General features: G+C 47.8%; 2 protein-coding genes. Both read left to right on the top strand.

Translation table 11 applies throughout. The features are described 5' to 3' along the window. Positions 1-2,828 (top strand): DUF4116 domain-containing protein (locus KDK19_RS02745; protein ID WP_257291301.1); only part of this gene is annotated, 2,828 nt, incomplete at its 5' end. 154 nt (positions 2,829-2,982) lie between these two features. After that, on the top strand, positions 2,983-3,293 hold a 311-nt coding region (locus KDK19_RS02740; RefSeq protein WP_257287330.1), incomplete at its 3' end, for a hypothetical protein.

Genomic DNA, 3,293 nt, shown 5'->3' with positions numbered 1-3,293 from the left:
ACACACCCGGTCAACCCAGAGGCGCAGTGGCAGGACAGTCCGGTAATACGCCCCACCGCATCGATATTTCCCGCAAAAAAGAAGGCGCTGACAGTTCTCAATATTTTCCCGGAACAGTTGCAAGTCACTTCATCCTGCGCAAAAACACAGATAATAGGGGCTACTCGGAAACAAGAATTCATGATGCGGGTACTCAATCAGACGACACCAGTCAGCAACTCAGTGATGACACGGTTTCAGCACTCAGGGAGATGGTGGCAAAGCTGGAAGACCTGTTGCTATGCCCGGTGGATGTGGAATTTGCTATTGATCGTCAGGGGCGCCTGTTCCTGTTGCAGGTGCGTCCTGTAACCGAACTCTCTGGCGGCATGGATTTTGCCATGCCCATACCCGAAGACAGTCTGGCCACTGGCGAGACCTTCAGCGAAGGCTATGGCACCGGACCCATCTGGCTGGCCAAAAAACGAGAGGCAGGTTCTATGCCCCACGGGGCCATTGTCGTGGCCCGACACGCCGAACAATGGATGCTTGAGCCCGATGTACTGATGCGGGCAGGTGGTTTTGTCATTGCCGAAGGAGGATTCAATGATCATGTAGCCATCCTCATGAGACAGGAAAAAAAACCCTTAATGCTGGCCGCTGGCGAGTATGCGGCAGTGGTTGCTCAGGATGGCCGACAGATTACGCTGGCCTGCGCCCGCTTTGACGGTAACTTCGGGGCCTTTATTGTGGACGGTGATCATACTGGAAAACTGGCCAGTCACAGAAGGCTGTCCTCTGCTTTTTCTGATATATCATTGGCGAAAGCCGCTCCGTCACGGGATGAGTTGTCCCCCCCTGAAGGCACACTTCGTCAGGTCGCCAGTGGCTTTAAGTGGCTCACAGAGCAAAATGCCCGATTGCTGGCGCTATATTCTCCTGGCGGCGGACTGGATTGTCTGGCAAACCCGGTGAAACTGAGTATGTCGCCACAGCGATCAAACTTACTGGCACAGACTAAGGACAGAGTAAATCTTCTCATTCATGGGGCTGAAGCCCTGTTGGAGGGTTACCGGGCCTTTTTGCTACTGGCGGGAAGCAGGAGGGCGCCGAGGGTCGAGCGATTGTTGGATGAATTGCCGCAGTTAATCAACCGGTTCGAGACGCTGAAACAGACCATTCGGTCAGGGTTAGAGGTGGTCATCTTGCCACTGGATGGCTCTGAAAAAGGACAGGTATCGTTTCGTCAGTGGGTGGTCGCCTGTCAACAGCTGCAATCCTGTCTTCAGATGCTCAACCCTTCAGAGGCTGAGCAGGTGCGGAGTGTCCATGAGTTGATTTTTGCCCTGCATCAGCGCTTCGTAAAGGCGCTGGCACCGGTCACACTAGCCGCGGGTCAGGGCAGGCTAACCAGGGAAGAGGAAGTCGCTTATGTTGATTGCACGACTCCGGGTGGCTCGGGTGAAAGCGCAATACTATTGAGTCCTTCCTGCAAAGCATCCCTCAAAGAATTAGATCGTCCAGCTACTGTCGTCAGTATGGATGGTGCCTTGATTGTTAACCTGAAGCTTGGAAGTCATATGGGTCTTATCGAGCTGCTTGAAGACGCAGAGGGGGGGAAAGGACGAACTTTGCGGCTGACATTTTCTGACGAGTTTGATCTCATTGATGGCATTGATGCCCCCGGCAAGTTGAAACGTATGTGGTTTCTGGTGCAGTTGCTGAAAGCGATCGAACTGGATAAATATGCTGCTGGCATGAAGCTAAGTTGCAACGCCGTAGCAGGAGAAATTATTGTCGAATGCCCCCGAGTGACATCACGCCAAACGATGCAGGATGCCTTTGAAAAACTGATAACAGCGTTGCACTCTATTGAGAATATGGATATTTATCTAGAGGACTGCACCATTTTTGAAGGAGATCTGTGGGATTTTAACTTGCTTGAGCAACGCCTTAATAGAGGTGTTACGACAGAAGTTGATCGATTTGCCTTTCAACATTGCCTTTTCGCAACGATTTACGACTTTTTCACGATTATTCCCGATTGCTGGCAGTTATTAAGCAAACAACACCAACAGTTTATTCACTATGTTCAACAGTTAGAAGAGTGCTGGAAAAAGCCAGAGGAATATTTTCGGAAAGTGTTAATGAGTGATGAGATCAGTGAGGACACTCGCAGGGAACTTTTACACCATCTGTTATTGTTAGATGCCCAAAGCGCTATTCCATTGGTTGATGATGTTTATCCCGATTTGAGAGATCAATATTATGTTATCAAACCATCATCTTACAGTTACAGGCTGGAGTTTGATGTTTCACCAGGTCAGTCACTTTCGGAAGATAAAGAAAAGGTCAGGAATTTCTTTCTGAAGAATGGCTTGAAATATGCGTGCCAAAAGGCTCGAAATGATAAAAACCTTGTATTAGCCATCATTGCAGTACATCCTGATAACCTGAAATATGTGAGTGAAGAACTGAAAAGTAATAAAGAGGTCGTCCTGGCCGCAGTCGCTCAAGAGGGTAATCTGTTGGAATATGCCAGCCTGGGAATGAAAGATAATGATGAGGTTGTCATGGCTGCTATCGCGAATTATCCAGGAGCTTTCGAGTATGCAAGTCATAGAATCCGAAGCGATAAAAACATGATTAAAATCTTAATAGCGGATGATTTCACTCACTTAAGATATGCCGGTTTAAGGGTATTTTATGATCGCGAGTATATGCTGGATTTAATTGAAGAGAATCCTCAGACTTTCGAATATGCTGCGTACAGGCTTCAAGAAGATCAGGACTTTATCGATTCGGCCATCCAACGAAATAGCGAAGTTGTTAAATATATACCCAAGTAAGAAGTTCAGGATGCTCAATTTTTCATCCTGACAAAGTTATGTGCTTCAGACTGGCGGGTGAACTTTATAAAAACATTATTGTCAAAAGAAAGTAACTTGTTGATGCGCTTGTCATTAACTCATGGATGAGCTTTAACATGAGAGGGATATCTGGATGTTACCTGAACGTATTGACAGATCGGATAGTCAAACCCCGGCAATGAATCCAAAACAGGATGCCGAAAATAGTCCATCCAAACGGTATTTCAGTGGTCTTGACACCGGTAGCGTTCCGATCAGTCAAACGCCTTTAGACAAGCGCTTTTGCAGTTTACCTGTTTCAGATCAGGTTGCTCACTATTCGCCCTCCGACCGCAATCAACTCGGGGGCAAGGGAATGTTTTTGTGGCGCATGAAGCAAGCTGATCTGCATGTTCCGCCATTTGAATGTGTGACAGCCCGGGTAATGAATGCTCTCGAACAACA

Origin of the sequence: Endozoicomonas sp. ONNA1, from assembly GCF_024606325.1 — a bacterium.
Taxonomy (GTDB): domain Bacteria; phylum Pseudomonadota; class Gammaproteobacteria; order Pseudomonadales; family Endozoicomonadaceae; genus Endozoicomonas_A.
Note: the sequence above shows the minus strand (reverse complement) of the source record. Positions and strands in the feature narration are given on the sequence as shown.